Source organism: Phenylobacterium sp. (genome assembly GCF_044358365.1).
GTDB lineage: Bacteria > Pseudomonadota > Alphaproteobacteria > Caulobacterales > Caulobacteraceae > Phenylobacterium.
In genome coordinates, this window is sequence record NZ_JBIKNZ010000020.1 from 12,365 (window position 1) to 38,296 (window position 25,932).

Here is a 25,932-nt window from a genome sequence, read left to right on the forward strand (position 1 = left end):
GAGCGGCTTGCTGGTCCTGGTGGTGGGACCATCTGGGGTCGGCAAGGACACCCTGCTGGATGGCGCCCGGTCCGCGCTGGCCGACGATGATCGCTTTGTGTTCGTCCGCCGCGAGATCACCCGCCCGGCAGGAGCCGGCGGCGAGGATCATATCGCGCTCGATGACGCCAGTTTCTCGGAACGCGAGAGGTCAGGACACTACGCCCTCAGCTGGCGCGCCAACGGGCTGGCCTATGGCGTTTCCGCCGGTATTGCGGATGACCTGGCGCTCGGCCGAACAATAGTCGTGAACGGTTCCCGCGCCGTTGTCAGCGAAGCCCGGTCGCGCTTCACCGGTATTCGAGTGATCCTTGTCGATGCGGACCGCGATCTTCTGGCCCAGAGACTGGCAGAGCGCGGTCGCGAGACGGCGGCAGAGATTGCGGCGCGGCTTGAGCGCGCGCCTGATATCGACCTGTCGGGCGGAGACCTCGTGGTGGTCAGGAACGACGGAACCCCGGCGGAAGGGATTGCCCTCCTGGTCGCGGCGTTGCGAGGCTAGAACGAGGCCGTTCCCTCGCCGAAATCGAACCGGCCGAGGACGGTGAAAGGCGACGCGCGATCCGGTTGCCGGAAGATGGCCAGGTTATCGAACAGCGTGGGCCCGGTCTCTGCAACGAAGTGGTTCTGCAGGGCGGACAGCACCTTCATCCGGACCTGATCATCACGGATACGACCCGTGAGAGTCATGTGAAACCGGAAGTCCTCGTACACGTAGGGATATCCCCACTTGAGCATGTGCGCGTCCTGCTCGGGGCTCAGGCCAGCCTTCCGGCGACGCGCCAGATCGAAGTCCGTCATAGGCGCCCGGAAGGGATCCAGCGTGCAGACACAAAGGCTGTGCAGCGCATGCATTTCCGGTGACGGCCCCGGGATCTGGAACGCGAGAAAGGGGCCGAGTGGGGCAGGAGCAATGGGCGCTGTAAATGGCGCGATCCGGCCAGAAAGGCGGCTGGTCTCGGCCAGCAGATCATCTTCGGTGCAACCCGGCGCGAGCTCGAATGGCGCCTTCAGGGTGGCGTGGAAACCGTAGCCTCTGGGGTCAGCGGTCATTGCATCCAGATCGAGCCCCTCAAGCGCTGGCAGCATCGGTCTTTCGAGCGCCTGGCCGTCCTCCGCGTCGCGGCCGAGCCAGGCGGAGGCCTTCGACCACAGCGAGGTCGTGGGCCTGGGTGCGAAATAGATGCCGTAACGCGCCGTCATGCCACCCGAATGCCCTGCCGCCAGACTTCCGCCGGCACCGGCCAGCCGGCGGTGCGCCGGGCGACCCGCAACAGGTCTGCGCGCTGACCCGCAGCGATTTGGCCGCGGTCGTTCAGGCCCAGGCTACGCGCCGGCGTGGCAGCGACCGTAGCCAGCGCCCGCTCGGGCGCCCAGGCAAAATCGTCGATCAGCATGAAGGCGGAACGCAGCATCGAGAGCGGCACATAGTCAGAGGCCAGAATGTCGAGCACGCCATGCTGGGCGCATTCGCGCGCGGAGAGGTTGCCGGAATGGGAGCTGCCGCGCACGAAATTCGGGCCGCCCATGCAGATCGCCATACCATAGCTCCTGGACCGCAGCGCAGCGCTCAGAGTGACCGGGAACTCGGCGATCACGCAGCCGTCCTGATGGGCTTCGTCCACATGAGCGTCGGTCGCGTCATCGTGCGCACAGATCGGCACGCCATATTCGCGTGCAAAGGCCACGACGCTGCGGCGGTTGGCGTAGGCCAACTCGGGGGCACGGCCTTCGTGGCGTTCAGCCGTGATATCGGCGATTTCCGTCTCGCTGTGGCCAGCAGTCACAAGCCGACTGACGAGTCTGGCGACGTCGCTCGTTTGCCGCTGACCGGGGGTATGGTCCATCACCGACAGAAGTTTGAGCCGCGCATTGTCGGCATGGGGCTCCAGAAGGGACAGCAACTCAGGATTGGTCACCTCACAGCGCAGGTGAAGCAGATGTTCGGCGCGCAGCGCGCCATCCGCCTGGGCGCGATCCATGCCGGCGATCATCGGTCCAAGGGCTTCCTTGCGATCAAGGCCCTCCTTGCGTCCATGCAGACTCAGGGAATCCAGCACCGTGGTGATCCCGGCCGAGGCGCACTGTCCATCATGGGCCAGCGCGGCGCCATAGGCGTCCCAGAGCGCGCCCGGGCGCGGCTGATAGTGCTTTTCCAGATTGTCGGTGTGGATATCCACCAGACCAGGAACCAGCCAGTCGGCGCCCCAGTCGAGCGCCGACGTCGATGGCGCATTGCGCGCCTCGACGGCGAGAATGTTCTCGCCCTGCAGCACGACCTCACCGCGGATCAGGCCGGTTGGAGAGACGATGTTTTCCGAGTAGATGCGCCGTTCCATGGCCCTAAGCCGCCGCCTTGAATTCGGACACACCAAACAGCCGGGTGGCGACAGCGTCGCGCACGTCGCTGTCGTGGAAAATGCCGATCATCGCCGCGCCCCGGTCCAGGGCCTCGCGGATCAGGGTGACCACGATGGCGCGGTTCTCGGCGTCCAGCGATGCGGTCGGCTCATCCAGCAGCATGACCGGATAATTGCGGATGAAGCTGCGGGCGATGTTCACCCGCTGCTGCTCCCCGCCGGAGAAGGTGGCCGGGGGCAGGTCCCAGTGGGCGCGGGGCAGGCGCAGCGCTGACAACAGGGCCTCGGCGCGTTGCTGCGCCTCCACAGCATCGACGCCGTTTTCCAGCAGGGGCTCCATGGTCAGCTGAAGCGTCGAGATCCGGGGGATCACCCGCAGGAACTGACTGACATAACCCAGGGTGCGTCGCCGTACGTCCAGCACCTGGTGGGGCAGGGCGCGGGTGATGTCGACATAGGCGCCGTCATGCAGCACCCGGACCGAGCCCCGGGTGGGCAGATAGTTGCCAAAAATGGATCGCATCAGCGTCGACTTGCCGACGCCGGACTCACCGGCCAGCACCACGCATTCTCCGGGCGAGACCTCGAGGTCCAGCCGCTCGAACACGGGAATGGTCGCCGACTCGGCGTTGTGAAGCGTGAAGGTCTTGGCGAGATCCTCCACCACGATCAGGGGCTGGGCGCTCATGGTGACCTAGATCTGCAGGACGGAGGAAACGAGGAGTTGGCTGTAGGGGTGTTGGGGGTCGTCCAGGACCTGGTCCGTCAGACCTGTTTCCACCACATAGCCGCTCTTCATGACGATCAACCGGTCGGCCATCAGGCGGGCGACGGCCATGTCATGGGTGACGATAATCACAGCCAGGCCAAGGTCCCTGACCAGCTCGCGAAGCAGGTCCAGCAACCGCGCCTGCACGGAAACGTCCAGTCCGCCGGTGGGCTCGTCCATGAACACAAGGCGCGGCCCGTGGATCAGGTTTCGAGCCACCTGGATGCGCTGCTGCATGCCGCCGGAGAAGTTGCGCGGCTTGTCGTCGATCCGGCTGGTGTCCAGCTCCACCCGGTCCAGCCATTCCAGCGTAGCCTGGCGCATCTTGCCATAGTGGCGGTTGCCGAGGTTCATCAGCGGCTCGGCGACATTGGCGCCGCCGGACACTCGCATCCGCAGGCCGTCGCGCGGGTTCTGGTGCACAAAACCCCAGTCCTCTCGCTGCATCCGCCGGCGGTCAGGTTCGTTGAGGCCATAGATGTCGGTGAGGCCGAACCGCGAGGCGTCAAACTCGACAACCCCCGACGTCGGCGGGAGGCGACCGGAGATGACGTTCAGCAGCGTGGTCTTGCCAGAGCCGCTCTCGCCGACAATCCCGAGCACTTCGCCGGCCCGAAGTTCAAACGAAACGTCGCGGCAGCCGACCACGTGGCCATACCATTTTGACAGGTTGCTCACCCGCAGTAGCGGTGCTTCCTGACCCATCCCGGCGGCGGTCTGGGCCGGTGAGCGTTCAATCGTGGCCATCGTCATACGGGCGCCTTGTCGAGTGTCGCCAGCTGGTGGCCAGCCATTGATCCGGCATGTCCGGCAGCCCGACGATCCGAGCAGAAGTTACTGTCCGAGCAGACGAACATCCGCTCACCGGAATCATCGAGAACCACCTCGTCGAGATAGCTCTCGGTGGCGCCACACAGCGCGCAGTCTTCTTCCCAGGTCTGGGTCTCGAAGGGGTAGTCGTCGAAATCCAGGCTGCGGACCCGCGTATAGGGCGGCACGGCGTAGATGCGTTTCTCCCGCCCGGCGCCAAACAGCAGGATGGCCGGATTGTCGTCCAGCTTGGGATTGTCAAACTTCGGGATCGGCGAGGGGCTCATCAGGTAGCGCTCGTCGATCATGGTGGGATAGCCCACTGTCGAGGCGATCCGCCCATAGGTGGCGACGCTCTCGTAGAGCGAGACGTACTGAAGCCCGTACTCTTCATAGGCATGCATGGCCCGCGTCTCGGTCTCACGCGCCTCGAGCCCGCGCAGTGGCTCCGGCTGGGGGACCTGGAAGACCAGAACCTGGCCCTCGGTCAGGCCCTGTTCCGGGATCCTGTGCCGAGTCTGGATGATCGTCGCGGCGGCCGTGTCCTCGGTGGTGGCGACGTCGGCGACCTGGGCAAAGAACCTGCGGATGGAGACCGCGTTGGTGGTGTCGTCGGCGCCCTGGTCGATGCACTTGTAGACATCGTCGGGACCGATGATGGCGGCGGTCAGCTGGATGCCGCCCGTTCCCCAGCCGTAGGGCACCGGCATCTCGCGGGATCCGAACGGCGCCTGGTAGCCAGGTATGGCCAGAGCCTTGAGGATCGCGCGGCGGATCATCCGCTTGGTCTGCTCATCCAGGTAGGCGTAGTTGTAGTAGCGTTCAGGTTCGTTGGTGCGGGCGGTCATTCTGCCGCTTCCTTCATTGCGGCCTGCCGATCGGCGTGTTCCCTGCGCAGGCGGCGGATCAGCTGGAGATCGGCCTGGAAGTCCACATAGTGGGGCAGTTTCAAGTGCTGGACGAAGCCTGACGCCTCGACATTGTCGGAGTGGTAGAGCACGAACTCCTCGTCCTGCACCGGCGCCGAGGCCTCGCCCTGCGCCGCGTCGCGGAGCGCCCGGTCGACGATGGCCATGGACATCGCCTTGCGCTCGCAGTGGCCGAACGTCAGGCCGTAACCCCGCGTGAACTGTGGCGCTGTCTCGATCCCGCCAGCGCCCGTGGAAATCATCTGGCACTCTGTGAGCGTCAGTTCACCGATCTCGATGGCGAAGCCCAGCTCATCGGGCACGAACTCCACCGCGACCTCTCCCAGCCGGATCTCGGCGCAGAGCGGGTGGGTGGAGCCCCAGCCACGCTGCGACGAATAGGCCAGCGAGAGCAGGAAACCTTCATCACCGCGGGCAAGGGCCTGCAGGCGCTGATCCCGTCCCGCCGGGAAGGCCATCGGCTCCCGTGTCAGGTCGAAGGGCTCGGCTGCCGCCCCGGTTTGCGTGTCGGGCTCAAGCAGGTCCTCGTGAGCGAAAACCGAAGCGATTGTCGCCATGGGATAGGCCTGGGGCTCCTCAGCCTCCAGCGCGCCTTCCAGCGGGGTCTCGCCATTGGCGGCCAGGGTGAAATCCAGCAGGCGGTGGGTGTAGTCGAACGTCGGGCCAAGCACCTGACCGCCGGGAATGTCCTTGAACGCCGCCGAGATCCGCCGGCGCACAGCCATCTGGCCCGTCTCCAGCGGCAACGACGCACCGAACCTCGGCAATGTCGTGCGATAGGCCCGGGTCAGGAAGATCGCTTCCGGCAGATCGCCGCGCGCCTGCTTGACCGCGAGCGCCGCGAGATCACGATCATAGCAGGAGCCCTCGCTCATCACCCGATCAATGGAGAGGGAAAGCTGCTCGCGGATCTGATCGACCTCGATCTCGGGAATCGTCGGGTCGCCCCGACGGTCCTCGGCCAGCCAGCGGTGGGCGTTGGTTATCGCCCGCTCTCCGCCCTTTACAGCGACATAGGCCATCTCTGTCTCCTCAGACGATGCGGGTGGAACGGGGAAGGGCCGTCAGGCGATCCCCGGCGACGAAAATCAGATCGACGCCGAACTGGAACCGGGCGTGGTTCTCCTGAACCTCGCCCCAGAAACCCGGGCGCAGACCATCAAGAGCCAGGGTGGCTTCCGACTTGATCCCGGGGCCGGTCAGGGTGACGCGCTGTCCGCCTTCGAGCGAGGGCAGCTGGATCACCAGCGTGGTTGACCGGTCAGGATACTTGGCGTCGCCGGCATTGAAGTCCGCCAGGAGGGGCGCGGCGTGTAGATCCGCCACCAGAGCAAACGCGGCTTGCCGGGGCTCAGCCACGCGGGGCGCGCCACAGTGGAACTGCAGCCAGCCTTCGACGGCTTCGGTGTGCAGCCCCGGATCCAGCCAGATTGGGGTTTCGAAATCGAAGAGGGTGAGCGCGACAGCGCCCGCTGCCCTGTGCATGCCATGAGGCGGCTCAGGCGCCTGGGACAGATCATAGATCGTGCCGGGGCGCGCCATGGCGTCCATGAGTTTCCGGAAGACCTGCTGGCTCTCACGGGTCGGGTCCGAGAACCCGGCGGCCACGCGGGCCAGATCAAAGGCGATAGACATCAGGCGGGCCCTCGCGTGCGGACCATGGTGAAGAAATCGACCTTGGTGGCGGCTGCCTTGCGCGCCGCCGCATCGCGACGCGACTGCTGGGCCCCGGCCAGTCGGGCGACGACGGCGCCTTCCACCAAGGGCCGCAGGGCGGGCGACTGCATCATCGCGTCCACCGCAGCGGCGATCTCTGCGTGGCGACGATTTCGCCCCGACACATACCCGACCCCGGTTTCGCCCGTGTCCAGCCGGACGGCCGCGCGGGTGACGGTCATTTCACCCAGGTTGAAGGCGTCACCTGAACCGCCCATCCGCCCCCGCACCAGAACCATGCCGATTTCCGGGGCCCTGAGCGTGCCGTAGCCCGGCGGTTCGGCGATGGCCTCCCACGCGGCGAACACGTCTTTCGGGGCTGCCTTTGCCAGGACAGACAGCCAGGCTCGACGTTCAGGGCTGGGCCCGGCGGGGTGGCTGACCGTCATCATCGAACTCCGACAACTAACCATGTTGTTGTATTCATTGAGCTCGATTATTACGTTGTCCTAGAAAATGTCGCAATAACGGGTTGATGAACATTATCTGACAGTAGAAAAACTTGTCTAGATGACCGTCGCAGAACTGTTAAAGATTGTTGGTAAGAGCTTTTCCCATGGTTCTTTGGCGGGAAATCTCATGGTCTCTGGAGCGTCGCATCCAGGCGCGCGAGATCACGCCAGGCGACAAGCTGCCGACGGAGTTCGAGCTATCCCGGGAATTCATGGTCAACCGGCACACAGTGCGGCGCGCCCTGTCTGATCTCCAGGAAAAGGGCATCGTTGAGTCCACCCAGGGCCGTGGAAGCTACGTCAAACGTCCCTCATCGCTGATGCGCCTGCAGCGTCGGCCACGGTTTACCGAGGCGGTACAGCAGGACGGCCGCACGCCGCGCACCGAGATCATCAAGCTTCTGGTGCGGCCATCGGACGCCAAGGTCGCAGCTCAGCTGGGTCTGCGCGTTGGAGAGCCGGTCATTTACCTGGAGCGATGCCGGTTCGTGGACGATGAGCCGACGGGGCTCAGTCAGCATCACTTCAGTCAAGCGCGCCTGCCGGCCTTCATCGAGACCTACAAGACCCACGGCACAATCACCCAGACGCTGATTGCGTCGGGCATTCCCGACTATACCCGCCGCCGGACGGCCATATCGGCACGGCTGCCGACTGTTGACGAGGCCGCGCGGCTTCAGGTGCCGAGGCATGTCCCTTTGCTGGTTCATTGCTACCTGAACATCGACGGTCTTGGTCGTCCGCTGGAGTACGGAATCTCGCGCTCCACAACCGAAGTCGAGATCGAGTTTCCCGATCCCGTGCGGGACTGATCTGCAATCAGAACGAAGGATCTGTCGTGGAGTTGGCGTTCAGGAATGCGCGGGTAGTGACCGGCGACGACTGTTTTGTCGGATCGGTGCTGGTTCGCGACGGCAAGGTAGTCTCCGTCGATTCCGGGCTCAGTTGCGCGGGCGAGGACATGGAAGGCGATGTCCTCATGCCCGGCGTGATCGATCTTCATACGGACAATCTTGAAAAGCACTTCTTCCCCCGCCCCAATATCGGCTGGGATCCTGTTTCCGCCGCCGTCACCCACGATGGCTGCTGTCTCTCGGTAGGTGTGACGACCGTTTTCGACAGCCTCAGCATCGGGTCATTCAACTCCGCGGCCTCGCGCAATCACGGCAATCTCACCCGCCTGGCTGACGGGTTGGCGCAAGCCGAGGCGAGCGGTCTGTTGAAGGGGGACCACAAGGTCCACTGGCGGTGTGAAACGCCGGCCGACGACCTGCCTCAAGAGCTCGAGGGCTTTGCGAAGCATCCGATGACGGCGCTGTTCTCGCTCATGGATCACACACCCGGTCAGCGACAGTACCGGAACCTCGAGAAATATCTGGCCGCTTGGCGTGCCGACGGCATGACTGAAAGCGCGGTTGATCAACGCATGGCCGAGATCCGTGACCGGCAGGCGCGCAACGCCGATCGCCATCGCCGGCTGGTATCCGAGGTCGCAGCCGCCTACGGCGCGCCATTGGCCAGCCATGACGATGAGGACGTCGCCCACATTGATGCTGCGGCCGATCTTGGCGCCACGGTCGCGGAGTTCCCGGTTACGCTGGAGGCGGCGCGACAGGCGCGCGAGCGCGGGATGGTCATTGTGATGGGTGGCCCAAATCTCATTCGCGGGGGGTCCTACTCCGGGAACGTGCCAGCCTCGGAACTGGCGCGCGAAGGCCTGCTGGACGCCTTCGCCTCCGACTACGTTCCGCGCAGTCTGATCGAGTGCGCCTTCGCCCTGACCCGCCCTGAGTTCGACTGGAGCCTGCCGCGCGCAGTGGCCACGGTCACTTCTGGCCCGGCCCGCGCGGCCCGGCTTTCAGATCGTGGCGTGATCGCAGCCGGTCGGCGGGCGGACCTGTTGCGGGTGCGAACACGCGGCGACCTTCCGGTGGTTCAGGAGGTCTGGGTCGAGGGCCTTCGTCGCGCCTGACGGGGGCCCGGCCCTTGCGTATCGTCACCCTCAACACCTGGAAGAATGAAGGCGAATATCCCCGCCGCCTGGTCCAAATGGCCGAAGGGCTTGACGCTTTGCGCGCTGACGTCGTCTGCCTTCAGGAATGCTTTGCCGGGGGCGGCGTGAGTACGGTGGATAGGTTGGCGTCGGTCCTGGGGATGTTCCCGCACAAGGCCCCGTCCCGGCGAAAGCTGCGCCGGCACGGCCCGCTTCGCGTGATGAGTACGTCTGGCCTGGCCATCCTGACCCGCGACCCTTCGGCGCGAGCCAACCTGTGCGCACTGGTCAGCGACCCCAGGGATGGGCAGCGCATCGCCCAGCGGGTCGATCTGGTCGCGTCGGGTCATCCCCTGCGGATTCTGAACCTGCATCTCACGCATCTGGGCGGGGCCAAGGCCGAGGGCGTCCGCGCCGCCCAGCTCACAGCCGCGCTGATATGGGCCACGGCTGACCATGAAGGCGGACTTGTGCTGGCGGGTGACCTGAACGCCACTGCGGCGGACAGTGCGCTTGCGGCGCTCGAACTTCCCGCCACGCCTGCGACCCTTCACGGCCCTCGAGCGGGTACGTCGCCGTCGTCAGGGCTGGCGATCGACCATTGCGTTCTGCTGCAGCAAGGCGGCTGGCGCTCCACCGGAACAGGCCGCGCGCTGGACCAGCCTGATCAGGACGGCTGGTTCCCCAGCGACCACGCCGCCGTTGTACTGGATCTTCTCGCCGGCGACGCGGGGTCCTACTGAAGGTAGATCGCGCGCAACCGGGCCAGCTCAACCGGGCCGATGCCGACTTCCCTGGCCAGATATTTGTCGACGGAGCCCCACTTCGTCTCGACCTCATCAAGCGCCACCTCGAGGAAGGCGCGACGGTTGGTGTCGAACAGCGGGCTGGGCGCGGCGGCGGCCGGGTCTTTCTGGTCGTTGGCGAAGAAAGCCGCAACCGGATTGGCGGCCTGGGCCGCAGCGTCGAAGCGCGGCATTTCGTACTCTGGCCGCCGATAGGTCGTCGACAGGTGATAGTCCTTGAGGATCTCGTCGCGGGATACGCCCAGCGCGCTCAACACCATCGCCGTGGCGAAGCCGGTACGATCCTGTCCCGCCGAACAATTGTAGACAACCGCGCCCTGGTTCGCGAGCAGCCTGGCGAAAACGATCTTCAGGTGCGGCGCCAGCATCGCCGGGAAGTTGCGGTACGAACTGCCCATTGTCGACGTGGTCGTCGGGGTCAGGGAAGATATCCTCGTCATCGAATAGCCGACGGCCGAGTAGTTCACGCCCTCGACGCGCGTCGGCGCCAGCGACCGCTCCTCCGTTGACCTCAGATCGACCATCTCGCTGACCAGACCCTGTACGCGGCGGATATCGGCATTGGTCAGCATCGGGGTGCCGCCGGACCGATAGATCTTGCCCCAACGCACATGCTTGCCGCCCGCAGCCTGATAGCCACCGACATCCCGGAAGTTTGAGCCCTGCTCCAGTGGCACCAGACGTTCTGCGACGTGAACCGTTTCGCCGCTCAGCGTGTTGCGCAGGGTGAAATAGGGGCGTCCGCCAGCCGCCACATCCGCCTCGTGGCGGCCATCGCGATCTGCCGCAGACACCTTGGTGGCCTGAGCGAGCGAAGCGTCCGGGCGATCCGAAACATAGACATCAACCGGGTCTTTGCCGGTCCAGGCGATAACCACCTTGCCCGGTGAGGTCCGCTCGACGTGCGACGCCGTGATCGCCTCCGCAAGCGCGACCGGGCTGGTCGCGAGCAGGGCGGTGAAAACGGCTATTCCTGCGATCCTGCGCATCTTCAATATCCTCGAAAGAGCCATGAGCGTTGCAACGTAAGGTCAGTAGCGGATGGTCAGATCCAGACCGTAGGTTCTGGGCTCGTTGTAGATGCCCGACGTCCATCGCGTGGCAGTGTTGAAGCTCTTAAAGAACAGGTGAGATTCATTGAGAATATTTCGCGACCAGAGCGAAAACTCGAGCGTGGGACCGTTGCTGATCTGAAGGTTCGTGATCGCCAAACGGGCATTTACGATGAATGAGTCATCTGTCTGCGGTGATGTAACGACTGAGTTTCCAGAGTTGTATCCATCGGAAATATTGGCATCGACGTGCGCCAGGATCTCGAAGTTATCCATCGGGATAACGTAGTTCCCCGAGAAGCTGTATGAATTGCGCGGCGTGTAGACGATGTTGAGCGGTGTCACCACGTTGTTGAACGGGTTCACAGTCGCTGGAAGTTCGGCCTTGGTATAGGCATAGCTGGCCGTCAAGGTCAGGCCAGCGATTGGATTGACGGTCAGGTCTGCTTCATAACCCTGGATCTTGGCGGTACCTGGCGCATTGACCGTCTCGTTGACGGTCCGTGTGCCGCTGGCGATGATGGCGTTGCGATTGAAGTCGACCTGAATGTCCGTGTAGTTCGTCCGATAGGCCGCCAGGTTTAAGCGCGCGCGGCGATCCCAGAACTCTGACTTCACGCCGAGTTCGAACTGTTCCACTTCCTCAGGGCCAAATGACCGGAAGGTCAGGGACCGGGAATTGGCGCCGCCCGCCCGATAGGCGGTGCCCCACTTTCCATAGAGGTGGATGGTCTCGGTTGCGTCGAACGCTATGGAGACCGCCGGATCCAACCGGTTGGACGAGAAGTCGAAAGTCGAGCCGTCCGGCGCGCCGTTCACCTTGAGCAGGGTGCCGTTCTTGTCGTCCATGGTGTAGCGGGCGCCGACGGTCAGGTGCAGCCGGTCATCCAGAACAGGCGGGGTCCAGGTGGTTTGCCCGAAGAACGCCAGAGACTCAGCCACTGCATAGCTCTCGCGGTCCGGGAACCGGGTCGCGGCGCCGGCGTCAAAGTTTGGCAAGCGGGTGAACCCGGAGCCGGTAGCGTTCCACTGAAGCGTGTTGGGCGCCCAGGCGTTGTCGCCCCCGGTCTCGCGGAAGAAGTACGCGCCGACGACGTAGACCAGTTGCGGAAGCTTGCCGGCGAGCTGCACTTCCTGGCTGAACTGGTGCTGGTAGGAAGCGGCAAGGCTGTAGCGCGCAAACTGGCCATTGGGCGCGAACGGCACCGCGTGGGCTGTGCCGTTGTCGAACTGGGTCTGCTTCAGCTTGCGGTAGGACGTGATCGACTTGATCTCGGCGTCGGCCCAGGGCTCCCAGGTCAGGGCCAGGCTATGGCCCCAGATGTTGCCCTCGCTGACCTGCAGTGGGACGCCGACGTCCGAGACCTTGGCGCGGTCGGACTGGACCAGGGCCAGGGGCGCAAGTCGCGCGCCGCCCTCGCCGATGTTTACGAGTTGCACATAGTAGGGCGTGTTGCCGTCATAGGAGACGTCGAACTGGTAGTCCGCCGTGAATGTGTCTGACGGCGCCCACAGAGCGCGGGCGTGAAAGCCCCGGCGATCATAGCTGTTGTAGTCGAGTTCGCCATTGGCAGGGTTGTCGACGGTGCCGTCGCGCTTCGTCGCCAGGAAGTCGAGCTTCACGCTGACGTTGGCGACTTCCGGCAGGTCGAGGTGCGTTTCGGTCGAATAGCCTTCAAAGTTCCTGGCCCCGATGGTCTGGCGCAGCTGGAACTCGCCTGAGGGCTTCTTTGTGACGATGTTCAGCGCGCCGCCGGTGGAGTTGCGCCCGAACAGGGTACCCTGCGGACCTTTCAGCACCTCGATCCGTTCAATGTCGAAGAGCGCGGCGCCAAGCCCCTGCGGGCGTCCCAGATAGACGCCATCAATATAGACGCCCGTAGCGGTGTCCCGCGCGGGCTGATTGGCGTCGGAGGAGGGAAAGATACCCCGAATACCGATGGTGAAGGCGGAGTTGCGGGTGAAGAACGGGGCGATGCGCAAAGACGGGATGGAGCCATCGCCAAGGTCCGCCAGGCTCTTGACCCGCCGGTTCTCGAGGTCCTCGCTGCTGTTCACCGTAATCGCGATGGGTGTCCGCTGGAGATTGGTCTCGCGCTTCTGGGCGGTGACGACCACTTCGGTCAGTCCGGTTGCGGTGTCGGCATCGGCATCGTCCGCCGGAGCCGCCCAGGCCTGCGATGCGCCGGCGGCGGCGAGCATCAGGACGGAAAGTGCTGCGCTGTTCAGCGTGGCGCGGCGGAAACCAGATCTTGAATTCATGTTGAAGCCCCCAAGGTTCAGGAGGGGCGTCTAGAAGCTCATGGAGACGCTTGCGCCACGGTGGCGCGAACCATTGATGATGGCGTTGCAACTTGTCGAAATCTTAGCCCGATGGGCGCTGTGACGCGGGTCAGGAATGATAGTCGAACGACAACACGACGTCCGTTCGGCGCCGCAGCGACATGCATTCCGGCTCAATGGTGACCGCGGGCTTGCTACGAACCGTAGAGGAATTCCGGGCCGTCGAGATCGATCTTCGGCAGGGCCGTGCGCTCGGCCCAGTAGTCCTGGGTATGGCGCCATTCCGGCTTGTCGCCAGCCTTTGGCATGCGCGACATGCCGCGCATCAGATAGCCGGGGTTGAAGTCGTCGGGATCCACCCAGGGCAGACGCGGCATGTCCTGATCCTCGGGGCGCAGGGCCACCTCGACCTTGCGCACGCTGCGGTCATCCATGTGTTTGAGCAGGCGGCAGACGAAGTCCGAGACCAGATCGACCCTGAGCGTCCAGCTCGCCCGGAAATAGCCGAACACCCAGATCAGATTGGGCACGCCGGTGAACATCATGCCGCGATAGGTGACCGAGTCCGCCAGATCGACCGCCCGGCCGTCTACCATGATCGGAATGTCGCCCAGAACGCTCAGATCGAAACCGGTGGCGGTGACGATGATGTCGGCCTCGAGCGTCTCGCCGGACTTCAGGCGCACGCCGGTAGCGGTGAAGGTCTCGATCTCGCCGTCGGCGACGCTGGCCTTGCCCGACATTACGGAGCGGAACAGGTCGCCGTCGGGAACGAAGGCGATGCGCTGTCGCCAGGGGCGATAGCGCGGGGTGAAGTGGCGTTCGGTGAGCTCGGGGCCGACGAAGGCGCTGACTCCCGCCAGCAGTTCGGCCTTGACCGTGTCGGGCTCTTCCCGCGACCGCAGGGTGAACGCAGCCTGATCCTGAAGCAGCTTTCGCCGCACGATCTCGTGGGTCCAGGCGGGATCGACATCAAGGGCGTTGAGTTGATCGGCCAGCTCGTTGGCGTTGCGGCCGGGAATGAAATAGGTCGGCGAGCGCTGCAACAGGGTCACATGCGCGCAGTCGTCGGCGATGGCTGGGAGCAGGGTTGCGGCCGTGGCCCCTGAGCCAATCAGCAGGACGCGCTTGCCGTGGTAGTCCAGATCGTCGGGCCAGCTCTGGGGGTGGACGATGCGGCCCTTGAACCCGGCCATGCCCGGCCATTCGGGCGTATAGCCTTGGTCGTGGCGGTAGTAGCCCTGGCCCATCCAGAGGAAGTTGCAGGCGAAGGTCGCCTCGACGCCGTCGTTGCGGCGCGCGCGGACCGTCCATAGGGCCGCAGCCGTGTCCCAGGCGGCCTCGACGATGCGGTGGCCGTAGCGGATGTGGCGCGCCAGATCGTTCTCGTCGATCACCTCTTCCATGTAGTCCAGGATTGCGGAGGCAGCGGCGATGGGCGGCCCGATCCAGGGCTTGAAGCGATAGCCGAAGGTGTAGAGGTCGCTGTCAGAGCGGATGCCCGGATAGCGATGAGTGCGCCAGGTGCCGCCACACCCGTCCAGCGCATCCAGAACGACATAGGACTTGTCCGGACACTGGTCGCGCAGGTGATAGGCGGCGCCGATCCCGGAGATGCCCGCGCCCACGATCAGGACGTCGAAGTGTTCGAGCGCAGGCGTCGCGCCGGGAACCGCTCTGTCCATCTTGTCCGCTCCTCTTCAAGCCGCATGACTAAGCTTCTTTGGCGCCCGGTGTGAAGGTCAACACCACCATCGCGCCACCGAAGTGGGCGGCGCCCAGGCGTGCGAAGCCGTTCAATCGCTCGGCGACGGCGGCGATCAGACCGCGTCCGCGCATGGGGTCAGGGGACAGGTCGATCATCCCCATGCCGTTATCGCGAACGCTCAGGCGCACCCGCGCCTCGCTGCGCTCTATCTTGACCCAGATCTTCAAGGCGCGCCCCGGCGGGCTGGCGTAACGGCGCGCGTTCTCCACCGCCTCTAGGGCCACAGTGCCTACAAGCGCCAGCTCATCGGCCGAAAGGCGGATGGTGGAATCGCCACCCACCTCGGTGTCTGGGGCCGCCGCCGGGGCGAGGAGAGCCGCCAGGAAAGTTACAGCGCCGGCCTCGACGCCCGCCACGCCCTGAGCATCCAGCCGATCCGCGACCCTGCGGTCCAGGTCCCCGGCGTTAAGGCCGCGCCACTGTGCCGCCTCGCGCGCCACCGAAGCGATGGCCAGGATCACCGGGTCGTTCGATGCAGATGGGCCCGCGAGGTCGGAGGTCGAGACTTTCACATCCAGCTCCTGATTGCCGAAACAGCGGCGGCAGATTGAGAAGCCAGTCGGACGTATCCATCAGGTGCGCGCCTTGATAAGTCGCAAAGCCAAGGGTCAGAACCAGTAGCCGGGCCAGGGCCTAAGGCCTGGACATCACCTCCGGATGAAGGCCAGGCGCCCGATCGGTCGCGGCGGCGGCGAGATCGCCCGATCAGCGATCGTCGACCGCAATGGGCGCCAACAGTCCAGCTCGGGGCTTTACCCGGTCCAGTGCCTCTTTTCAGAGGTCCGCCAAAACGCCGTTGATGAGTGTAGAGACCCTCTGGAAAAGCGGGTTGTGATCCATCCGCAACGTTCGGGAGCCCACAGGCCATGGACCGAGGCTGGCGTTCTTATCATCCCCGGGCTAGCAGACCGCCCCATGATCCGCCTCGACAACATCTCCAAGCAGAACGGCCACCAGATCCTGTTCATCGAAGCCTCGATGGGTGTCCAGAAGGGCGAAAAGGTCGGGCTGGTCGGCCCGAACGGCGCCGGCAAGACGACGCTCTTCCGCATGATCACCGGACAGGAGCAGCCCGATGACGGACTGGTCGTGATCGATCCGGGAATGACGATCGGCTACTTCAGCCAGGACGTCGGCGAGATGTCGGGCCAGAGCGCGGTCGCCGCGGTGATGGATGGCGTCGGGCCCGTCAGCGCGCTGGCGACCGAAATGGCCAGGCTCGAGGCGGCCATGGTCGATCCGGACCAGGCCGACCAGCTGGACGCCATCATGGAACGCTATGGTGAGGTGATGGAGCGTTTCCAGGCGCTGGACGGCTATGCTCTGGACGCGCGGGCGCGCGAGGTGCTGGCCGGCCTGAGTTTCAGCCAGGAGCGCATGGACGGCGATGTTGGCCTCTTGTCAGGCGGCTGGAAGATGCGCGTGGCGCTGGCCCGCATCCTGCTGATGCGGCCTGACGGCATGTTGCTGGACGAGCCCAGCAACCACCTGGACCTGGAGAGCCTGATCTGGCTGGAGGCCTTCCTCAAGAATTACGACGGCGCGCTTTTGATGACGTCGCATGACCGCGCCTTCATGAACCGCATTATCGGCAAGGTGGTGGAGATCGACGGCGGCGACCTCATCACCTACTCCGGCGATCTCGACTTCTACGACCAGCAGCGCGCGCTCGGCGAACAGCAGCGCCAGGCGCAGTACGAGCGCCAGCAGGCGATGCTGGCCAAGGAAATCAAGTTCATCGAGAAGTTCAAGGCGCGCGCCAGCCACGCCGCCCAGGTCCAGAGCCGGGTCAAGAAGCTGGACAAGATCGAACGCGTCGAGGCGCCGCGCCGCCGCCAGTCGGTCCAGTTCGAGTTCCGGAGCCCGCCGCGGTCGGGCGACGACGTGATCAATCTGCGCAATGTCCACAAGGGCTATGGCGACCAGACGATCTATGAAGGCCTGGATTTACTGGTGCGGCGCAGGGAACGCTGGTGCGTCCTTGGCGCCAACGGCGCCGGCAAGTCGACGCTGCTGAAGCTCGTAGCCGGCGCCACCGCGCCCGACCAGGGCACGGTCGGCATCGGCGCCAGTGTCAGGATGGGCTACTTCGCCCAGCACTCCATGGATCTGCTGGACGGCGAGGAGACGATCTTCGAGTCCCTGGACAGTTCGTTCCCGCAGGCGGGCCAGGGTGCGCTACGCACCCTGGCGGGATGCTTCGGCTTCTCCGGTGATGACGTTGAAAAGCCCTGCCGCGTTCTGTCCGGCGGCGAGAAGGCGCGTCTGGTGATGGCCAAGATGCTGTTCGATCCGCCGAACCTTCTGGTCCTCGATGAGCCCACCAACCACCTCGACATGGTGACGAAGGAGATGCTGGTCGCCGCCCTGGCGGACTTCGAGGGCACTATGCTGTTTGTTTCGCACGACCGTCACTTCCTGGCGGCCCTGTCGAACCGCGTGCTGGAGCTGACGCCCGAGGGTGTCCACCAGTACGGCGGCGGCTACTCGGAGTATGTCGCCCGGACAGGCCAGGAAGCGCCAGGGCTGCACCCGGGCGGGTAGCGGTCGCCTTCCAGATACTGGCGGGGGTAGTGTCAGTCGAAGGGGGGGCTCCAGATAACTCTGCCAGGCCAAGGCGGCTGAGCGACGGGCCCGATAAGGAGGCTCCGGGAGAGTCGCCTTGGCGGGAGTGAACCGCCCCGAGTTTCCCGGAGGCTCTGAACTGTGAGAAGGAAGAGCCATTATGGGAAGACAATCGAGGAGGTATCCGGCGGAGGTTCGGGAGCGAGCGCTGCGAGGAATACGCAATGGGCGTGGGCCGAATGCAGATACCCCGGTGATTGCGTTCACGGTGGGGGAAGGCGGGGGAGACCTCCAGGCGTTTGCTGATTTTGACGGATTTGCGAAAAAGCCCGCTCAGGCTACTTCGCTTCTTGACGTTATATGCGCGGCCCCCTCTGGTGCGGCTCGGTCCGTCGAAGAGGTGGCAAGCTTTGGAAATTGAGACCCAACCGGGACACAGGGTTCTGATCGTAGACGATGACCCGGACATCAGGGAGATCCTGGTCCGAAACCTGGAGCAGATGGGCTGTGTCACCTGCGAGGCGGCGGATGGTCTTGAGGCGCTCGACCAACTCCAGGCGTTTCAGCCGGATGTGATGGTGCTGGATGTGAACATGCCATTTCTGGACGGCTTCGGCGTACTGGACCGGATGCGCGAATTGAGCGTGGGGCAAGACGTCCGCACGCTGATGCTGACGGCCCTTAACGAAAGGGATGATGTGCAGCGATCAATCGCAAAAGGCGCCCGTGACTATCTGGCAAAACCATTCAGCGCCAAGCAATTCGCCCTGAGAATTGCCCGTCTGCTGATCAGGTCCAGATCGCAGCTCGACCGTTAACCTCTAGATGTTTGGTCCCGGGCTTTGATTGTGCAATTTTTTCCGTCGAATGGAAGTAAGCACTATGGGCCAGATACTCCACGGAAGCGCCCGCACGACTGCGGCAGTCCGTCGAGCGATACAGCATAGTCAAGAGAGCCTGAGGGTGCTGGCCGGGCGGCACGGGATCAACCAGAAGACGGTTGCGAAGTGGAAAGGCCGGACTTTGGCGTCCGCGTTCCTGGAAAGCGTGATCGAGGCGATCTCCTACAAGATACATACCGTCCTGACGGACAACGCCATCCAGTTCACCTTACGGCTGCGCTACGCCGACGGCCCGACCGCGCGCTACATAACGCATATGTTCGACATGCGCTGTCGTGAGAACGGCATCGAGCACCGGCTTACGAAAGTGAAGCATCCCTGAACCAACGGCCAAGTCGAACGGATGAACCGGACCATCAAGGAGGTCACCGTCAAGCTCTACCACGACAACAGCAACAAGTAGCTCGAGGCTCACCTCACCGTGTTCATCGACGCCTACAACTATGGTCGGCGCCTGAAGACCCTGAAGAGCGTCACTCCCTAGAAGTTCATCTGCAAAATATGGACAAAAGAGCCCGAACGATTCAGGTTCAACCCAATCCATCAAAGCCCGGGGCCAAACACCTAGTGCATGACAGCTTCAAGCGGATGCATATATTCTGACGCCCGGGTATGGACGCGGGCCCAGACATCCGGGACCGGTATCGGCCCCGTTGGCCGCTCTGGCGACGAGGTCTTTCATTGCGTAGTGAGAGGTCGCCGCCGCTTGCAAAGTCAATTTATTGTAAACCAATTTTTTGAATAAAGAGCTTCGAATGATTTATTCGCACCAGTTGCCCAGTTCTTGGTGGGCGTTTTCCATGCAAACTGGTGCGCCTTGATGAGTCCCGAGGCTCCTGTAGGAGAGGGTGGCGGAATGCGAACTACAAAGCAACTGCGATCAACTGTAACCCGCACCCGCTTGATCGTGGCGGCCATAGATTTACTGGCGCGCGAAGGATATGCGGCGACAACCATGGCCAGGGTGGCCGAGTTGGCCGATGTGAGCGCGGGCCCCCGCCAGTACTATTTCCCAACGCCGCTGGTTCTGTTCGAGGCGGTCGTGGATCACATACAGGAATTTCAGGAGGCGCATTCCGGCCAGCTCGAAACCATCACGGACGTACGTGAACATCTGATCCAACGCTTCAAGAGTCCGTTCAAAGTGACCGGCTCACCCTCGCATATGGCGATCATCGAACTGCGGATGGCTTGTCGTGGAGACCCCGAGTTGAGGCGGGCTATTCTCTCCAAGATTCGAGAATTCGAGGAACGCGCCAACGCTCGTTTTCTGTCTTTCTTCGAAGCTACCAAGCTGACCAAAAATGAACTTCTGGCGATCAGGGGGATCCTTGTGGCAGCATCGTCCGGCCTGGCGACATCAGGAATTGAACAAACCGATCCAGACGCGAAGAAGCTGGTCGAGGATTTTCTGCCAATTATTCTTGCTGATTATATTGAAAAAAAATCAATATATACAGCGAAATAGTTCATTTTATACTTTTCAAATTGCTCGTGAAAATTGGAAAAAGGAAAATATACTAAGAATAATCGTTCGATACATCCGAATACTGAATAATTGTTGAGTATAATCGGGATTGTTTCGATGCCAAATGGTCAACGCTCGCAGCTTTCGATAATTGGCTCGGATAGATCAGGGTTGTATCTATTGATCTATGTGAGTCGCGCGTAGCCTGCGATATTGAGCAGTTTACCGGCAGAGATCGAGGCCATTCTCGCGACTTCGGTTCCAAACAATGCCAAGCTCGACATCAGCGGCGACCTGGTGGCGCATGGTGGCTGGTTCCTCCGGGTGCTGGAGGGGGCCGAGTATCAACTTTATGAACTCTTCAAGGAAATTTGCCTCGATCCGCGGCACATTGACGTCGAGGTGATGGGTGAGGGGCCTGTCAGAGCCCGCGAGTCCGGCGACTGGAGCATGTGTGCTGCGGAACTGTCGAAAGCTGACGTAAAAATTGTCGGGAAGCTGGATCTCAAGCCTGATTTTGACCCTTCAAAATGCTCCGTGAAGCTGCTTCTGAGCCTTTTGGAGACGATAGTTGGCGTCCAGAAGGTAACGGGCCAATTCGCAACCCGAGCGTCATCTTCGCGAGCTTGATTCTCCTGCTGGCCGACCGAACAGGACGAGGCTGATTGGATTTGGGCGCCTGCCCCGGCGCCGCGCGAACCCTGCGCGTAGCCCCGGCGGTTCTGCGGCTCGGAAGACCTGGCCCGACAATTCCCAACACCACACAGTCGACTCTGCTGCAAGTATTATAGTTGTCCAAAAATAAATTATCGCAATTGTCGGCAAAGAGGTGGACGCATTAACCATTTTGGCGGGCCAGCCCCCGCCAAGGGGTGGTGAACTGTGCGAACGATCGCGTTGATCTCCCGTAAAGGCGGCTCCGGCAAAACGACGCTTGCGGTACATCTGGCGCTTTCGGCCCATCTTGGCTGTCGCCGTTTGCTGGTTGCGGACGCCGATACCCAGCTTTCGGCCGACGAGGTGCTGAAACCACGCTGCGGCGAGGGTCCGGCCGAGGTCCAGACAACGGGTCGCGATCTCTGCGCCGTTCAGAGGCAGGCCGTGCGCGACCACGTCGACCTGATGGTGATCGACACCGCCGCTGGACTTGAGGAAAGCCTAAGCCACGCCATCGTCCTTGCCGACCTGTCATTGCTTGTGGTGCGCCCAAGGGTGCTGTCAGTCTAACGGCAAGATGTCTCGAGAATTGGCCCTGCGGCTAGTATGGAGCTGCCGATGCAGCCGATCTCATTCAAACGCCACCGGTTCCCAGCTGACGTGATCCGCCATGCCGTCTGGCTCTAATACCGCTTTACGCTGGGCTTCCGAGACGTCGAGGAACTGCTGGTCCAGCGGGGCATCGAAGTCAGCTATGAGACGATCCGCTGCCGAACGCTGCAGTTCGGTCCAATGATCTCGGCGAACCTGCGCCGGCGCCGGTGTTTGCCAACCGGCCGGTGGCATTTGGATGAGATGTACGTCCGGATCGGCGGACAAAAGATCTGGCTGTTGCGGGCCGTGGACGACGAGGGCGAAGTCCTGGATGTCCGGGTCCAGAAACGGCGCAACAAACATTCCACCCTGAAGCTGCTGAGGAAGTTGCTCAACAGCCAGGGTGTCCACCCCGAAACCATCACCACGGACAAGTTGGCGTCCTATGGCGCCGCAGTCCGCGAGCTCGGGCTCAAGTCCGTCCATCGGCCTGGTGGAATGCGGGAGAATAATCGGGCCGAGAACTCACACCTGGTGATCCGACGACTAGAACGGAAGCAGCAGAAGTTCAAATCCCAAGGCTCAGCCCAAAGGTTCCTCGCCACCCACGCCTCGATTTACAATACCTTCAATCTCCAGCCCCATCTGATCCGCCGACCTACCCTGCGCCAGTTCCGGACCGAGGCTCATCGGGCGTGGGACGCTGCGACCACCACTGCGTGATCATTCGGTCGGGGAGGGGCCTCTGTGGTTCGGCGAAGTTAACCTGTCAGTTCCTCGCGGCAAATAGCGCCGATTTATCCAAGTCTTGTCTCGGAGTGGGGAATTGAGAGACCCGTTCCGGGTCTGATTGGCGGTGCTGTCAGTCCAATGAGAACTCGTCTCCGGTTCGCCCGCCTGATCACCGCATCAAGCCGCCGCTAGCGGCTTGATCGCCGCAAGCTCCTCCCTGGCGCTGATGGCGGCTTTGGAGAGATCGTGAGCGACCTGCAGGTTGATCCAGAACTCCGGTGTGGTGTCGAATACCCGCGCCAGCCGCAGCGCCGTATCGGCAGTGATCGCCTGCTTCTCCCGAACCAGCCGTTCGATCCGCGCGCGGTCGCGCAGCCCCATGGCCCGTGCAAGACTTCCCGCCGTCAGCTTGTAGCTCGGTAGGTAGTCCTCGCGTAGGTACTCACCCGGATGCGGGGCCGGACTTGCGAAGCCGGCGTAGTCATATGCGGTGGCCATCGGTCTTACGCCTTCCGTCCAGATTGTTGATCTCATCAGTGATAGTCTACGAACTCCACCTCGGCTGGCCCCTCAGCCGTCCAGACGAAGCAGATACGAAACTGGTCGTTCACGCTGAGCGAATACTGACCCTCGCGGTCGCCGGTCAGGGCATGCAGCCGATTTCCAGGCGGCGATCGCAGATCCTCCAGCCGCGCTGCAGCGTGGAGGTAGCCAAGCCGCCGGCGTGTCGTCTTGGCCAGATCGGCTGGAAAACCTTTGGGGACCCGGCCTTCGAAGACCTCCCGGGCCGCTGGCGACTTCCAGCTCGTGATCATGGAGCTTTGTAGCGTATCACGCTACGGTTGGCTACAGAAATGTAGCGAGATACGCTACAATGTTCACAAGTTTCAGAATTTTCAAATGAAACCCGCCTCGTGACTTTCACGACCGCGTGGGGTGGAGGCAATCAGGCGGTGACTGACCTTCAATTCAAATGTTCTTTATTTGTTCTTGAACTGCTGCTCGCGTTGTGGGAAGCTTGGCATTGATGGGGTGTCGGCGTTTGCGGCGTACCGAGACCCATTTTCGGGAATGGCAAAGGGGGTTGAGATGGCTGGCTACAGGCCTGCGCGCGGTGGCGTGCTTGAAACCATGGACGAGTTCGTGAAGCGACGGCAGCGTGAGGTCGCGAACTTTGGTCGGGAGGCCGAGGCCGCAACGCACAGAGCTTACGGCGATGCCATCCGAACAGGGCGCGATCTCGTTGTGCGCACTCAGTCCGAAGTCAATCGTCTCGGGTCTGAGCTGCTTTCGTCAAAGCCGTCGAAGAACTCCGCGGGCACTCAGAAGCGTCCCGGTTCGACCGCCATTCGGCCCGCCAGCCCGTCGCGGCAAGCGTCGCAGCCCGCCGCGAAGTCCTTGGTTCAGCAGGGTATCGATCAGACGCTGGCCGCGGCCAGAGGCGCGCAGGATGTATTCACGCTGGGGCTGGGTGATCGCGCCTACGCCGGTGGACGGGCTCTCATCGACGCGGCCCAGGGCGCAGATGTCGGCGATGCTTGGCGGAGCCGCTGGGCCACGGAGCAGGCTCGTGATCAGTATGATGAGAAGAACTACCGGACCGCACGTACGGTCGGCGAAATTGGTGGCACAGGCTTAGGGCTCGTCGCCCTCGGGCCTGTCGATGCTATGCTCGCTGGAGGCGTCCGCATCGCCCAGGCCGCGCCGATGATTGCAAGAGAGGCTGCTGTGCTCGGCGGCGTTGGCGCAGGCGGGGGTGTTGTGAGCCAGGCTTTGATTGACCTTCAGAACCGACGCCCCGGCTCCGTCGGCGACTATGTTGGCTCGGCGGCAGGTGGCACGGTCGCGGCGCTTGCTTCCGCTCGAGGACGGCCCGGACAAGCCGGAGCGATCGGTGGCGCAACGACCTCAATCGTCCAGGATGCGCTGAACGGGCGACCTGTAGACTGGAGACGGGCCAGCCAGGCCGCGCTCGCCGGCGGATATGTGGCTGCGCCGTTTGGATACGCGGGACGCAAATACAGCAATAGCCTTCCGATCACGGCGAAGGGCAAGTTGGGCGAGTCGATGGGGCGTGTCCGAACGCTTGCAAATGGCGAGAGGCCGCAGCCGGGGGGCCGGCACGTCGAGGTGAATGGAGGGCCTCGCTACACGGTTCTGGACCAGGACACGGCGATCGGTTTGATGAGCGAGCAGAAGTTTGGACCGAGGGCTCGGTTGAGCCGGAACCAGTTGGCAGCCTACCACCAATTCGGAGATCGCTATCGCGTGGATCACTTCCTGCCGCGGGACATCGGAGTCGCTGCAGCCTTTCCATTTGGGCAGATTGGTTATCATGAAGTCCTGGCTGAAGATCCTTATCGATAGGGCGGCGTGGATCGCGCGCCTACCGTACGTCAAACTGAAAGCTCTGGACGCCCGGATCGTGAGGACGCTGGAGGCCTGGGATCCCTGGCCACGTTTGCCGAGACGGAAGCCGAAGAAGCATCGCAAGCATGGGCCAGGGTGGATTTCGCCGAAGGCTATGATGGCTGCGATCGCCAGCGAACTGGTCCCTGCGGCTCTCGCGTCGGGCTGGGTGCGGCGGGAGCGCCAGCCCGGCCGAAAGGGCGAGCGCCGGCTCGGGGAATTCGAGTTTGAGCGGGTCTCGGCGGACCGAGTCGAAAGTCTAGGCTTCGACTACCAGTACGGCGACCAGCCGGACGTGTGGATCAGGTTTAGTCTGCGGCTACTAGATAAAGACGGAGTCGGTCCGACCTTCTGGACAGGCAACTGCGCAAACTACTCCGACTACAGGAAGCCGCTCTGGAGGCAATGGATCGACTGGCTCCATCGAGCCCCTGCGCCACTCGATCCGCTGGCATTCGCGTTGGAAAGGGGGCTCGACCGGTTCGAGATCGTCGAGGAGTTCTTCCGAACTGGCGCTCTCCATCGCGATTTCAACATCTATTCTCCACAGGTTCGTTGGCGCCGAGACGGTACTGCCAAGGTTCTCGCGTAGCGATCTCATATCGGTCCTGTGCGAGATCCGAGCCGGCTCACGGCAAACTCCACCAAGGGTGCTGTCAGTCTAACGGCAAGATGTCTCCAGATATGGCGCTGTGGCCAGGATGGAGAGCTGCCGGTGAAGCCGATCTCGTTCAAACGCCACCGGTTCCCTGCGGATGTGATCCGCTATGCGGTCTGGCTCTACTACCGGTTCACGCTCAGCTATCGAGACGTCGAGGAATTGCTGGCCCAGCGAGGGATCGAGGTCAGCTACGAGACGATACGCTGCTGGACGCTGAAGTTCGGGCCTCAGATCGCGGCGAACCTACGCCGGCGCCGGTGTCCGCCGACGGGCCGGTGGCATCTGGATGAGATGTACGTCCGGATCGGCGGACAGAAGATGTGGCTTTGGCGCGCGGTGGACGACGAGGGCGAAGTCCTGGATGTGCTGGTCCAGAAACGGCGCAACAAACACGCCGCCCTGAAGCTCCTCGGGAAACTGCTCAAGACACAGGGCATCCACCCCGAAACGATCACGACGGACAAGCTGGCGTCCTATAGCGCCGCAGTCCGGGACCTCGGCCTCAAAGGCGTCCACCGGCCAGGCGGTATGCGGGAGAACAATCGGGCCGAGAACTCCCACCTGGCGATCCGACGACGAGAACGGAAGCAGCAGAAATTCAAATCCCAGGGCTCAGCCCAGAGGTTCCTGGCCACCCACGCCCCGATCTACAACACCTTCAATCTCCAACCCCACCTGGTCGCCGACCGACCCTTCGCCTGATCCGGGCTGAGGCTCATCGGGCCTGGGCGGCTGCGACCGCCGCGGCATGATCTTGGCTCCGGGCAGGTGCTGCTGCGGCTAGGACGACTTAAGCTGACAGTCCCTTCCGAGCGGCGGCTCATCAGGCCTGGGTCGAAGCGACGGCATCCGCCTGATTGAGGCGGGGAAGGGCTTTTGCCGGCCACGGGAAGTTAACCTGCCAATCCCAGACTGAGATGAGTTCCCTAGTTGGGTGGCGGGCCACGCCTGATAGTGATGATCACTA

Annotated in this window: 25 protein-coding genes and 3 pseudogenes; 14 read left to right on the forward strand and 14 right to left on the reverse strand. The window is 63.1% G+C overall.

Going from position 1 to position 25,932, the window contains the following annotated elements; all coding sequences use genetic code 11:
- Positions 1–7 precede the first annotated feature (7 nt).
- Positions 8–541, forward strand: coding sequence for a phosphonate metabolism protein/1,5-bisphosphokinase (PRPP-forming) PhnN (gene phnN / locus ACIQ3B_RS07755; protein ID WP_397401275.1), 534 nt, complete (start codon positions 8–10; stop codon positions 539–541).
- Here the strand turns inward: phnN and ACIQ3B_RS07760 are convergent.
- The 8 genes from ACIQ3B_RS07760 to phnG are packed head-to-tail and all read right to left on the reverse strand — an operon-like array spanning position 538 to position 7,012.
- Positions 538–1,242, reverse strand: coding sequence for a DUF1045 domain-containing protein (locus ACIQ3B_RS07760; RefSeq protein WP_397401277.1), 705 nt, complete (start codon positions 1,240–1,242; stop codon positions 538–540). The genes phnN and ACIQ3B_RS07760 overlap by 4 nt on opposite strands.
- Complete coding sequence (locus ACIQ3B_RS07765) at positions 1,239–2,378, reverse strand: alpha-D-ribose 1-methylphosphonate 5-triphosphate diphosphatase (protein ID WP_397401279.1); 1,140 nt, start codon at positions 2,376–2,378, stop codon at positions 1,239–1,241. The genes ACIQ3B_RS07760 and ACIQ3B_RS07765 overlap by 4 nt, the downstream gene beginning before the upstream one ends.
- Before the next feature lie 4 nt (positions 2,379–2,382).
- Positions 2,383–3,087 (reverse strand): phosphonate C-P lyase system protein PhnL, encoded by a 705-nt coding sequence (gene phnL / locus ACIQ3B_RS07770; RefSeq protein WP_397401281.1) that lies wholly within the window; start codon positions 3,085–3,087, stop codon positions 2,383–2,385.
- A gap of 6 nt (positions 3,088–3,093) precedes the next feature.
- Positions 3,094–3,915, reverse strand: coding sequence for a phosphonate C-P lyase system protein PhnK (phnK, locus tag ACIQ3B_RS07775; protein ID WP_397401283.1), 822 nt, complete (start codon positions 3,913–3,915; stop codon positions 3,094–3,096).
- A 2-nt stretch (positions 3,916–3,917) separates the two neighbouring features.
- The gene (locus ACIQ3B_RS07780) at positions 3,918–4,826 is read right to left on the reverse strand and encodes an alpha-D-ribose 1-methylphosphonate 5-phosphate C-P-lyase PhnJ (protein WP_397401285.1); all 909 of its coding nucleotides are present in this window, start codon (positions 4,824–4,826) and stop codon (positions 3,918–3,920) included.
- Positions 4,823–5,929 carry a carbon-phosphorus lyase complex subunit PhnI gene (locus tag ACIQ3B_RS07785; RefSeq protein WP_397401287.1) on the reverse strand — a complete coding sequence of 369 codons (1,107 nt, stop codon included), beginning with the start codon at positions 5,927–5,929 and terminating at the stop codon, positions 4,823–4,825. The genes ACIQ3B_RS07780 and ACIQ3B_RS07785 overlap by 4 nt, the downstream gene beginning before the upstream one ends.
- A 10-nt stretch (positions 5,930–5,939) precedes the next feature.
- Positions 5,940–6,542, reverse strand: a complete 603-nt coding sequence (gene phnH / locus ACIQ3B_RS07790) for a phosphonate C-P lyase system protein PhnH (protein ID WP_397401288.1) — start codon at positions 6,540–6,542, stop codon at positions 5,940–5,942.
- Positions 6,542–7,012 (reverse strand): phosphonate C-P lyase system protein PhnG, encoded by a 471-nt coding sequence (gene phnG, locus ACIQ3B_RS07795; protein WP_397401290.1) that lies wholly within the window; start codon positions 7,010–7,012, stop codon positions 6,542–6,544. The genes phnH and phnG overlap by 1 nt, the downstream gene beginning before the upstream one ends.
- Positions 7,013–7,179: 167 nt before the next feature.
- On the opposite strand from phnG, the gene phnF reads away from it, so the two are divergent.
- The 3 genes from phnF to ACIQ3B_RS07810 are packed head-to-tail and all read left to right on the forward strand — an operon-like array spanning position 7,180 to position 9,811.
- On the forward strand, positions 7,180–7,887 hold the full coding sequence (gene phnF / locus ACIQ3B_RS07800; RefSeq protein ID WP_397401292.1) for a phosphonate metabolism transcriptional regulator PhnF: 708 nt from the start codon (positions 7,180–7,182) through the stop codon (positions 7,885–7,887).
- Positions 7,888–7,913: 26 nt separating this feature from the next.
- Positions 7,914–9,047, forward strand: coding sequence for an alpha-D-ribose 1-methylphosphonate 5-triphosphate diphosphatase (locus ACIQ3B_RS07805; protein ID WP_397401294.1), 1,134 nt, complete (start codon positions 7,914–7,916; stop codon positions 9,045–9,047).
- 14 nt (positions 9,048–9,061) lie between these two features.
- Positions 9,062–9,811: an endonuclease/exonuclease/phosphatase family protein gene (locus ACIQ3B_RS07810; protein WP_397401296.1), complete on the forward strand. Its 750-nt coding sequence runs from the start codon at positions 9,062–9,064 to the stop codon at positions 9,809–9,811.
- Here ACIQ3B_RS07810 and ACIQ3B_RS07815 read toward each other — a convergent pair.
- The 4 genes from ACIQ3B_RS07815 to ACIQ3B_RS07830 form a co-directional block, all read right to left on the reverse strand.
- The gene (locus ACIQ3B_RS07815; protein WP_397401298.1) at positions 9,805–10,863 is read right to left on the reverse strand and encodes a tyrosine-protein phosphatase; all 1,059 of its coding nucleotides are present in this window, start codon (positions 10,861–10,863) and stop codon (positions 9,805–9,807) included. The genes ACIQ3B_RS07810 and ACIQ3B_RS07815 overlap by 7 nt on opposite strands.
- A 42-nt stretch (positions 10,864–10,905) precedes the next feature.
- Positions 10,906–13,188 (reverse strand): TonB-dependent receptor, encoded by a 2,283-nt coding sequence (locus ACIQ3B_RS07820; protein WP_397401300.1) that lies wholly within the window; start codon positions 13,186–13,188, stop codon positions 10,906–10,908.
- Between the two features lie 215 nt (positions 13,189–13,403).
- Complete coding sequence (locus ACIQ3B_RS07825; RefSeq protein ID WP_397401302.1) at positions 13,404–14,894, reverse strand: flavin-containing monooxygenase; 1,491 nt, start codon at positions 14,892–14,894, stop codon at positions 13,404–13,406.
- Positions 14,895–14,922: 28 nt separating this feature from the next.
- Positions 14,923–15,489 (reverse strand): ATP-binding protein, encoded by a 567-nt coding sequence (locus tag ACIQ3B_RS07830; protein ID WP_397401304.1) that lies wholly within the window; start codon positions 15,487–15,489, stop codon positions 14,923–14,925.
- A gap of 403 nt (positions 15,490–15,892) precedes the next feature.
- Here ACIQ3B_RS07830 and ACIQ3B_RS07835 point away from each other — a divergent pair, with 403 nt between their 5' ends.
- From ACIQ3B_RS07835 to ACIQ3B_RS07865, 7 genes and pseudogenes are all read left to right on the forward strand, one after another.
- Positions 15,893–17,521, forward strand: coding sequence for an ABC-F family ATP-binding cassette domain-containing protein (locus ACIQ3B_RS07835; protein WP_397401306.1), 1,629 nt, complete (start codon positions 15,893–15,895; stop codon positions 17,519–17,521).
- A 320-nt stretch (positions 17,522–17,841) separates the two neighbouring features.
- Positions 17,842–18,360: a response regulator gene (locus tag ACIQ3B_RS07840; protein ID WP_397401308.1), complete on the forward strand. Its 519-nt coding sequence runs from the start codon at positions 17,842–17,844 to the stop codon at positions 18,358–18,360.
- A 64-nt stretch (positions 18,361–18,424) separates the two neighbouring features.
- Positions 18,425–19,012, forward strand: a pseudogene (locus ACIQ3B_RS07845) (integrase core domain-containing protein).
- Positions 19,013–19,300: 288 nt separating this feature from the next.
- Positions 19,301–19,912: a TetR/AcrR family transcriptional regulator gene (locus ACIQ3B_RS07850; RefSeq protein WP_397401310.1), complete on the forward strand. Its 612-nt coding sequence runs from the start codon at positions 19,301–19,303 to the stop codon at positions 19,910–19,912.
- Between the two features lie 213 nt (positions 19,913–20,125).
- The gene (locus ACIQ3B_RS07855; protein WP_397401312.1) at positions 20,126–20,542 is read left to right on the forward strand and encodes a BLUF domain-containing protein; all 417 of its coding nucleotides are present in this window, start codon (positions 20,126–20,128) and stop codon (positions 20,540–20,542) included.
- 252 nt (positions 20,543–20,794) lie between these two features.
- The gene (locus ACIQ3B_RS07860) at positions 20,795–21,139 is read left to right on the forward strand and encodes an AAA family ATPase (protein ID WP_397401314.1); all 345 of its coding nucleotides are present in this window, start codon (positions 20,795–20,797) and stop codon (positions 21,137–21,139) included.
- A gap of 48 nt (positions 21,140–21,187) precedes the next feature.
- A pseudogene (locus ACIQ3B_RS07865) lies at positions 21,188–21,886 on the forward strand (IS6 family transposase).
- 186 nt (positions 21,887–22,072) lie between these two features.
- Here ACIQ3B_RS07865 and ACIQ3B_RS07870 read toward each other — a convergent pair.
- Positions 22,073–22,393, reverse strand: a complete 321-nt coding sequence (locus ACIQ3B_RS07870; RefSeq protein ID WP_397401316.1) for a HigA family addiction module antitoxin — start codon at positions 22,391–22,393, stop codon at positions 22,073–22,075.
- A 35-nt stretch (positions 22,394–22,428) separates the two neighbouring features.
- Positions 22,429–22,710: a type II toxin-antitoxin system RelE/ParE family toxin gene (locus tag ACIQ3B_RS07875; protein ID WP_397401318.1), complete on the reverse strand. Its 282-nt coding sequence runs from the start codon at positions 22,708–22,710 to the stop codon at positions 22,429–22,431.
- Positions 22,711–22,984: 274 nt separating this feature from the next.
- On the opposite strand from ACIQ3B_RS07875, the gene ACIQ3B_RS07880 reads away from it, so the two are divergent.
- The 3 genes and pseudogenes from ACIQ3B_RS07880 to ACIQ3B_RS07890 all read left to right on the forward strand — a co-directional run bounded on the left by ACIQ3B_RS07880 (position 22,985) and on the right by ACIQ3B_RS07890 (position 25,717).
- Complete coding sequence (locus tag ACIQ3B_RS07880) at positions 22,985–24,262, forward strand: hypothetical protein (RefSeq protein WP_397401319.1); 1,278 nt, start codon at positions 22,985–22,987, stop codon at positions 24,260–24,262.
- Positions 24,231–24,896: a hypothetical protein gene (locus ACIQ3B_RS07885; protein WP_397401321.1), complete on the forward strand. Its 666-nt coding sequence runs from the start codon at positions 24,231–24,233 to the stop codon at positions 24,894–24,896. The genes ACIQ3B_RS07880 and ACIQ3B_RS07885 overlap by 32 nt, the downstream gene beginning before the upstream one ends.
- 123 nt (positions 24,897–25,019) lie before the next feature.
- Positions 25,020–25,717 (forward strand): annotated as a pseudogene (locus tag ACIQ3B_RS07890) (IS6 family transposase).
- The last annotated feature ends 215 nt before the right edge of the window (positions 25,718–25,932 follow it).

Bases quoted from the DNA above. Each gene is read 5' to 3' on its own strand.
- ACIQ3B_RS07870 (WP_397401316.1), bottom strand. From the start codon at position 22,393: ATGGCCACCGCATATGACTACGCCGGCTTCGCAAGTCCGGCCCCGCAT.
- ACIQ3B_RS07885 (WP_397401321.1), top strand. From the start codon at position 24,231: ATGAAGTCCTGGCTGAAGATCCTTATCGATAGGGCGGCGTGGATCGCG.
- ACIQ3B_RS07825 (WP_397401302.1), bottom strand. From the start codon at position 14,894: ATGGACAGAGCGGTTCCCGGCGCGACGCCTGCGCTCGAACACTTCGAC.
- ACIQ3B_RS07820 (WP_397401300.1), bottom strand. From the start codon at position 13,188: ATGAATTCAAGATCTGGTTTCCGCCGCGCCACGCTGAACAGCGCAGCA.
- phnL (WP_397401281.1), bottom strand. From the start codon at position 3,087: ATGAGCGCCCAGCCCCTGATCGTGGTGGAGGATCTCGCCAAGACCTTC.
- ACIQ3B_RS07760 (WP_397401277.1), bottom strand. From the start codon at position 1,242: ATGACGGCGCGTTACGGCATCTATTTCGCACCCAGGCCCACGACCTCG.
- phnG (WP_397401290.1), bottom strand. From the start codon at position 7,012: ATGACGGTCAGCCACCCCGCCGGGCCCAGCCCTGAACGTCGAGCCTGG.
- ACIQ3B_RS07875 (WP_397401318.1), bottom strand. From the start codon at position 22,710: ATGATCACGAGCTGGAAGTCGCCAGCGGCCCGGGAGGTCTTCGAAGGC.
- ACIQ3B_RS07780 (WP_397401285.1), bottom strand. From the start codon at position 4,826: ATGACCGCCCGCACCAACGAACCTGAACGCTACTACAACTACGCCTAC.
- phnH (WP_397401288.1), bottom strand. From the start codon at position 6,542: ATGTCTATCGCCTTTGATCTGGCCCGCGTGGCCGCCGGGTTCTCGGAC.
- ACIQ3B_RS07835 (WP_397401306.1), top strand. From the start codon at position 15,893: ATGATCCGCCTCGACAACATCTCCAAGCAGAACGGCCACCAGATCCTG.
- ACIQ3B_RS07880 (WP_397401319.1), top strand. From the start codon at position 22,985: ATGGCTGGCTACAGGCCTGCGCGCGGTGGCGTGCTTGAAACCATGGAC.
- ACIQ3B_RS07815 (WP_397401298.1), bottom strand. From the start codon at position 10,863: ATGCGCAGGATCGCAGGAATAGCCGTTTTCACCGCCCTGCTCGCGACC.
- phnF (WP_397401292.1), top strand. From the start codon at position 7,180: ATGGTTCTTTGGCGGGAAATCTCATGGTCTCTGGAGCGTCGCATCCAG.
- ACIQ3B_RS07850 (WP_397401310.1), top strand. From the start codon at position 19,301: ATGCGAACTACAAAGCAACTGCGATCAACTGTAACCCGCACCCGCTTG.
- ACIQ3B_RS07765 (WP_397401279.1), bottom strand. From the start codon at position 2,378: ATGGAACGGCGCATCTACTCGGAAAACATCGTCTCTCCAACCGGCCTG.
- phnK (WP_397401283.1), bottom strand. From the start codon at position 3,915: ATGGCCACGATTGAACGCTCACCGGCCCAGACCGCCGCCGGGATGGGT.
- ACIQ3B_RS07785 (WP_397401287.1), bottom strand. From the start codon at position 5,929: ATGGCCTATGTCGCTGTAAAGGGCGGAGAGCGGGCGATAACCAACGCC.